Origin of the sequence: uncultured Clostridium sp., from assembly GCF_934754915.1 — a bacterium.
GTDB lineage: Bacteria > Bacillota > Clostridia > Clostridiales > Clostridiaceae > Clostridium.
On record NZ_CAKVKB010000154.1, the window covers coordinates 1 to 6,995 of the forward strand.

General features: G+C 29.7%; 8 protein-coding genes. All 8 read right to left on the reverse strand.

Annotated features, from left to right (window positions below; genetic code table 11):
• Positions 1-906: 906 nt before the first annotated feature.
• The 8 genes from Q0F58_RS16030 to Q0F58_RS16065 all read right to left on the reverse strand — a co-directional run bounded on the left by Q0F58_RS16030 (position 907) and on the right by Q0F58_RS16065 (position 6,843).
• A complete protein-coding gene (locus tag Q0F58_RS16030; protein WP_294378787.1) occupies positions 907-1,827 on the reverse strand; it encodes a DUF4435 domain-containing protein in 921 nt (306 codons plus the stop codon).
• Positions 1,828-3,327 (reverse strand): translation initiation factor IF-2 N-terminal domain-containing protein, encoded by a 1,500-nt coding sequence (locus Q0F58_RS16035; protein WP_294378788.1) that lies wholly within the window; start codon positions 3,325-3,327, stop codon positions 1,828-1,830.
• A gap of 126 nt (positions 3,328-3,453) precedes the next feature.
• A complete protein-coding gene (locus tag Q0F58_RS16040; RefSeq protein WP_294378790.1) occupies positions 3,454-4,053 on the reverse strand; it encodes a DUF2971 domain-containing protein in 600 nt (199 codons plus the stop codon).
• A gap of 12 nt (positions 4,054-4,065) precedes the next feature.
• Positions 4,066-4,338: a hypothetical protein gene (locus Q0F58_RS16045; protein ID WP_294378792.1), complete on the reverse strand. Its 273-nt coding sequence runs from the start codon at positions 4,336-4,338 to the stop codon at positions 4,066-4,068.
• Positions 4,339-4,371: 33 nt separating this feature from the next.
• Positions 4,372-4,542 (reverse strand): hypothetical protein, encoded by a 171-nt coding sequence (locus Q0F58_RS16050; RefSeq protein WP_294378794.1) that lies wholly within the window; start codon positions 4,540-4,542, stop codon positions 4,372-4,374.
• Positions 4,509-4,652, reverse strand: a complete 144-nt coding sequence (locus Q0F58_RS16055; RefSeq protein ID WP_294378797.1) for a hypothetical protein — start codon at positions 4,650-4,652, stop codon at positions 4,509-4,511. The genes Q0F58_RS16050 and Q0F58_RS16055 overlap by 34 nt, the downstream gene beginning before the upstream one ends.
• A 951-nt stretch (positions 4,653-5,603) precedes the next feature.
• Positions 5,604-5,813 carry a hypothetical protein gene (locus tag Q0F58_RS16060; protein ID WP_294378800.1) on the reverse strand — a complete coding sequence of 70 codons (210 nt, stop codon included), beginning with the start codon at positions 5,811-5,813 and terminating at the stop codon, positions 5,604-5,606.
• A gap of 166 nt (positions 5,814-5,979) precedes the next feature.
• The gene (locus Q0F58_RS16065) at positions 5,980-6,843 is read right to left on the reverse strand and encodes a hypothetical protein (RefSeq protein WP_294378802.1); all 864 of its coding nucleotides are present in this window, start codon (positions 6,841-6,843) and stop codon (positions 5,980-5,982) included.
• Between the last annotated feature and the right edge of the window lie 152 nt (positions 6,844-6,995).

Sequence of the window (6,995 nt, forward strand, 5' to 3'; positions counted from 1 at the left end):
ATAGCACCATACATAGGATAAGTAGGATACTGAGTATTCGTTTCTTCATTTCTCGTTACCTCCTTTCAAGTATTGCGAACTGTATTTATCTGCAAACAGGGCGACGCCCTGCTTTAAGACCTCCATCTGGGCTTTCAGATAATATTCGTTCTCAAACATTGCGTAGTGGACACACGCCCGGACGAATATAAAGATCAGCGGCGTGATAGTCGTATATGGTATGCCGTTTTTAGGTTCAAGCAGCTTTGCGTGCATTGTGCTGTTCCTCTGTCGCCCGCATATACACCACTCACTTCTTGATAACTAACTAATCAGTTAATTATAGTATGACATAGAATTATGATATTCTCAATAGCAGTCTGCAAAAAAGGTGTGATAAAAAGTCAAGGTACTTGGGTTGGAGCGTTTACCCTATTTCCGGACAGTAGGGACACGGAAACTGGATTATTCATTTATAAAAATTTAATGGTGCCTGGCACCTTATATCGTGTTTCCAACTCCTTAGCATTCAATAATTATAACCTCCTGAAAAATTTGTGATAATTGTACGAATTGTACAATTCGTTAAAATCGTACAACTTGTGCAACTGGATTATTATGGTTATATCAAATTTTTCAGGGTATTTGTAGGTACATGGGTTGGAGCGTTTACGCTATATCCTTCCTACTACCAGGCGGATTCCGGACTTGCACCGGTTAGAAACGTGCGCCGCCTGGCGCACAATGCAAAAAATACCACCAGTGATTATTTAATTCTAATCACTAGTGGTTTTCAACTTTATTATCTTATTTATAAAATTTTAATAGTTCCTGACACCTTATATACTTTATATCCCTCAGTATAATACATTATATTATTAAAGTTGTTCTTATCATAGAGTAACTAATCTTTGATAATTAAATCTGCTATGTATTACTCTCACCTACAACATTAAATTTTCTTGTAATATATGCTCTCAAATCCATAGGGCTATCCGCATATTGTGATAAAATAGAAATCATATTATCTTCTCCTACATTTATATTAACACGTCTTCTTTTTATAAACATTTCTCTATTATTCTTTTTATTGGAATCTTGAAAAACTTTCATAAAATAACTAGGCATAGTTTGTTCAAAATATTTACCACGTATTTTCATTTCTGGATTTTGTTTTAAATAGCCAACCTCTTCTTCAATTTCTTCATCTGATACTTCTATTGAATTTGGCACCATACCTTCTAATACAGTTTTATCTTTCACATTTTTTATTACCTTATATTCTTTTATAGCAGATAATTTAGGCTGTCTTAAATTTCCTTTTGATTTATTGCACTGCAATGAATACCACGCATTTGCATATATAATCGAATTAATAACCTCATCTCTTTTTTGCCTTAAATAATTAAATGCACACTCAAAATCATCTTTATCATCTTTTAACATTTCTCCTGATAAGCCCCATTCACCTTTCAACATATTTTTTATAGCACTATCAGAAATATAGAAATTCTCAATCGAATATGTGGGTGTAACATAAATATCTGGATTTTTCAACTTACTTTTATCATAATCATTATCAACAAAATAACATATTTTTTCATTATTTCTTGCTTTAGTTTGACAATGAATCATATTATATAATTCCAAAACATTTGCTTTACTTCTACATATATATGTCTCATAACTTTGGTCTTCTATAAAAGGAGCTAACCTCACCCAGTAATACTTAAAATCATCTTTTCCTTCAAAAAAAAGAAAAACTGTACATGCACTTTTTAAAGTGACATATGATTGAAAAATTGTTTCGATACACTCACTTTCTTCTTCCATTTGTTTAAGATTCATTTACTTCTCCCTCTTATATAAATCCATTTCAACCGTATAATTTCTAAATTCATTTTTAAATATAAACGGAGAATGAGTTGTTCCAATAAGTAATCCCACTTTCCCAGAATTATATATATCAATTAAAAACTCTTTTTGCCATTCAATTGATAATGATAATTCCGGTTCATCTATTATAAAAATGCAAGACGTCATTACATCCAAATATACCTTTGAAAATATTGATACTATTTGCTTTTCCCCTGAAGACAAGTCATCAAAATCAATTTCATCATCATTTGCATCAAAAACACATACTGATAAATTCACTTCATCATATACCACTTTTTTACCGGCTAAATATTTGGTACATACCTTTGCAAATTTGCTTAGTTTTTCATCTATTGCTCTTTGGCTATCATATATTTTGACTAACTTATTCAAATAAAATTTCAAAAATTCTTCGTTTGGATGATCTTCTTTATTGGCTACAAAACTTTTTAATTTATCTATATTTTCAATACGCTCTTCCCCTATTCGTTTAATAATAACTTCTACTTTATGCTTATCTATCGGTGCAATATTCCTGGTCAATTCTTCCATACTTGCTCCCTTTAACAAGTCACTAATAACCTCTCCATTCATTTGAATATATGATGTATTAGCATCTGATGACATCTTTTTTAGTAATGCATTTACTCGTTTTTTTACATCCCTCATTCCAAACTTAATATATTTTGTCATATCATTTGGTATTTTGTTATTCAAAAAAACTTTATCAATTGAAACTTCTATTCGCCTATAAGTGGGATAAAATAACGGTTCTTCTATCACTTCATTTTTTATCTCATAAACTTTTTCTGCAAAATTTTCCAATTCTAATTCTTGGATTTCATTCAACAAATAAAACAATTTTTCATTTCTATAAGTTCCATCCATTTCAACTATATATTTTTTTATATACCCTGTTAACTCATTATAATCAATCTGCTCATCATGTCTGTATTTATTTAACATGTGTCTAAAACTCATATATGGCATTACATCTTGTATTTCAAATAATAATTGTTCATATTTTCTTTTATCTAAGCTTTTATTTTTCTTGATTCCTTTATCTAATACAAATGATTTTTGCCCTATATAAACTACTATTTTTTGAAAATTAATATTTGCAAGCATTTTAACGTCACCATTCAAAAGTGCAACTAAAATATTTAAAATTGTTGTTTTTCCTTGACCGTTTTCGGCAACCCATATACTAATATCTTTTTTAAATTCAATATCATAATCATATTTTCCAAAAAGCCCTTCTATTTTTATACGTTTTAGTGATGTTTTATTAGTATGCTCACGAAAATTCGTTTTCCCTTCCAACAACTTCATTAATTGACTTACCGATGACATTCTAACTGCCGACATATGAGTTGCAACATCAATACCATTGTTTATTAAAAAATTAATCATCTGCTCATTAGTTAAACCATATTGTTTAGCTAATTCATACACCCTTACATATTCCATAAAATACTCCTTTTCATCTTTTACAAATATTTATTCTGTAACATTTTCTCTCAATATTTTCTTAATTTTTATTATACCAATTTTACAACTACTATACATCATTTTTTTCTTAATAAAAAACTTACCCTATTTTATAAGTTCCCCTTTATAATTCAACTTACTATTATTTTTCTGATAATAATTTTCCAACTGACTTTCTATAGAACTACCATCACATACGTATTTAAAGTCTGATGGAACAATCATTATATTCAAATCATTTTCATCCAAATAAGTATAATAAGTCTCTATATTATTATCATGACACACTTCCATCAATCTGTCTTTAACTATCTGCTGTGTATTATGACCTATTATTAATGCTAATATATTGCAATTAATGAAATTATCATTCAAATCATCAATTTCATATTCTATTCGAATTTCTTTTTCATGATTCCATTCATGTTTCTTATAATAAATATTTATATTATTTAATTCATTTATAAACTCATCAAATTTTCTATCAGAAATTATACCTACGTTTCTACGTTTTTTGTAATAATTAACACACCTAGCATTTCTAAATATATCTGCATTTTTTATTACAATACAAACTCCTTCATAATTATTACAATAATACGCCCATAGCTGTTCTACTAATGGGCTTGAACTCAAACTCAAAACATGTCTCTCCTTAATAGGTACAGGGTTAACAAGTACTTCCTTTTTAGCTGCTTTATGCATTGTTTTTCCCGCCTAGCCAGGTACATCATATTCTATGTATCTTCCTTCAAATGGGTCATTAACACTCTTCAATTTAGGAACGTATATTTTGTTTGACTTAAGTATCTCTATAACACGTTCCAAATTATCAGTTGTCTTATATTCTGTTGAATTAATCCAATTCCTATTTAAATCTAAAGATCTATATTTATATAATAAATCTCCTGTATAATTTTTTATATCTGTTGATATGTTCTTTCTTATCTTATCCCAGTCTTCAACACCACAACTGTAATTTTCCTGCATAATCAAACCTCCATAAAACATCTACATATTATCTTATTCCTCATCCATCAACTCACGATACAGTCTTTTTCCTTCTTCTATATCAGCCGTTTTCTTATTTTTCTCTACAATAATAGTTGTAAGATATTGCTGTGCTATGGAGACAAAATGTTTATCAGATGAACAATTACTTAATTTACATAACTCTGTCTCATACTTTCGCATCTTTGTAGATACTTTTTATCTGTATCACCAGTTTTTCCACTTAATACCGCCTCTGTAAATTCTAATGCATCTAACAATTCTTCCAATCTCATTGTTGCAACTATTCTCATACAATTTGCAAGTATTCTGACTGCAGATTTTTTTCATCCATTTGACTCTCTTCTTGTTTATCTGTAGCTACATTTAAATTTGACCCTACCATATTTACTCACCAGCTTTCTTATCAACGATATTTACAACGCTCTTTAAAACATCTTTGAACAAAATTATCTCAAATTCATTATCTTTCAAGTCTTTAATCAAATATTCAATTGAATTATCGCTTGCACAATCCTTAAATTCAACTTTACTGCATTTGTGTTGTATTTTTCACTGTCTATAATATATAATACTGGAAAAAATGCTTCATAATCCGCTGCTGCTACATATTAAATTTCGTTGAACACCATACAAAATGTGTATTATTATAATATCTTTTTGCTATTTTGTACGCTAATTGCGTCCCAGCTGAATATAAAAAAGGATTCTTCTTTACATCTAATTCCATGTCTTGTACTCTCCCCTCTTCTTTAGAATTATTTTGTAATCTATCCAATATCAATATAAAACTTAACAACACTTTAAGAGAGGCCTCATCAACCTATCTACTAACCAAATATTTCAGCCCACATTGAGCATCTTTTTAAAATCTGAATTAATCCAACTTTATCCATAGCATATTGCTCCTTACTCTATGTATTCTTGAATTAATCCAAACAATTATTTTCACAATCCGACTAACTAAATTGTAACAAATAACAAACCATTTATCAACTTAATGGATTCATATTATCTCATTATTAATCTAATAAACCACTGGTGATTATTTAATTCAATCACCAGTGGTTTTCAACTTTATTATTTAGTTTATAAGTTTTTAATAGTGCCTGGCACCTTATATGTTTACCAAATCATCAAGACGTACAGTTCTGCTATTATATTTTAATGCATCAACATGAGCCTTAAGCAGCCAGTCAGATCTTTTGGCAATCTCATCTAACAATTCATACACCTTCGTCGCATTAAAATGATTCATAATAGCTTGACGCTTTATTGTAAATAAGCCGAGAAACCGCTGTACATATATACAAAACAATAATCGAAACCACTAGAGATATATCAAATGTCAACCATCTATGTATCACAAATGCAATCACCAGCATTATCAATGCTGCAATAAACTGAATAACATCTTTGTTACGCAAAAGTTTAAACAACCAATTCCTCTTCATAATCATTTCCCCTCTTGTTTGCATGTTACTATGTTATTAAACATTATTCAATATATTTAATTGTTGTTGATGATTTGTAAACTTTAGATGGGTTAAAATGTATATAAAGCTTTATGTATCTTGTTTATACAAATTTAATGGTGCCTGGCACCTTATATAACACCCATTATATAATAAATTCTTTAATTTTAATATTAACCTTATCACCGCACAGATACTCCCTATCCTTTTTCCATTTTTCTACCGCCTGCTGCATAGTAACTTTTCCTTCATTTAATTTGATAAGAAAACTTATGTGATTTATTGCTTTATTTTTCGAGAAAACACCTGATTCTATAGCTCTCTTTAAGATTTCCTGGCGACATTTATCTGTCAATCCTGCCCCTGCACTTACAGTATATCCTACTATTGATAAAATAGATTGAAAATCTAAATCCACAAATAGTCTGTTTTTAATAAACTGATTATATTCCTTCTTTGAAACCACCCTGCACAGTATTCTACCGTTTTGAGTAACTTTTTGGTATTCTGCAAATGATATATAATACGCATTACAATTCCTGCAATACTTTACTGGAACTGAAATACGTTTCACTCCATCAGATTTATATACATCAACATAAGCATTCAATTCTTCAAAATAATGTTTTGCCATTTCACATTCAAAAAAATTATCATAGACAATAACATTCCTATAATCCAATACCTTACTTATTTTATCTTCCTGTTTATTATTCTCATTCAAATCTTTAAATGGAATCTCATTCTCACCGTTAAATGCCACTACTCCATCCACCCCAAAAGGTACATCTGTCTCTTCTTCTGAAAAGCCTAAATCTTTTCCTAGAATATTATATAATGCATGTAAGTCTTCCTTGTCCATAGATATTCCTTTTAGTGGTTCCTTGCCGCTCCACTTTCTGATATCATATTTTTTATTACCATCTCCCCAATCCACAATGTTAAGTTCTATTGAAACGGTTTTCCATTCCTTAATTGTAGCAATGTGTTCAATTACCTTAAAATTCATTTTTTCTTCTCCTATGCCTTCTGGTGCCTGGCACCTTATACGGAATATTCAAGGTGGTAAACTTATTCAGTAGCGAGATGGACTAAAGTGGTCAACTATTATAATAGCGTTTATAAGGGTTTTCACAATTATTTTCACATTCCGACTTAACT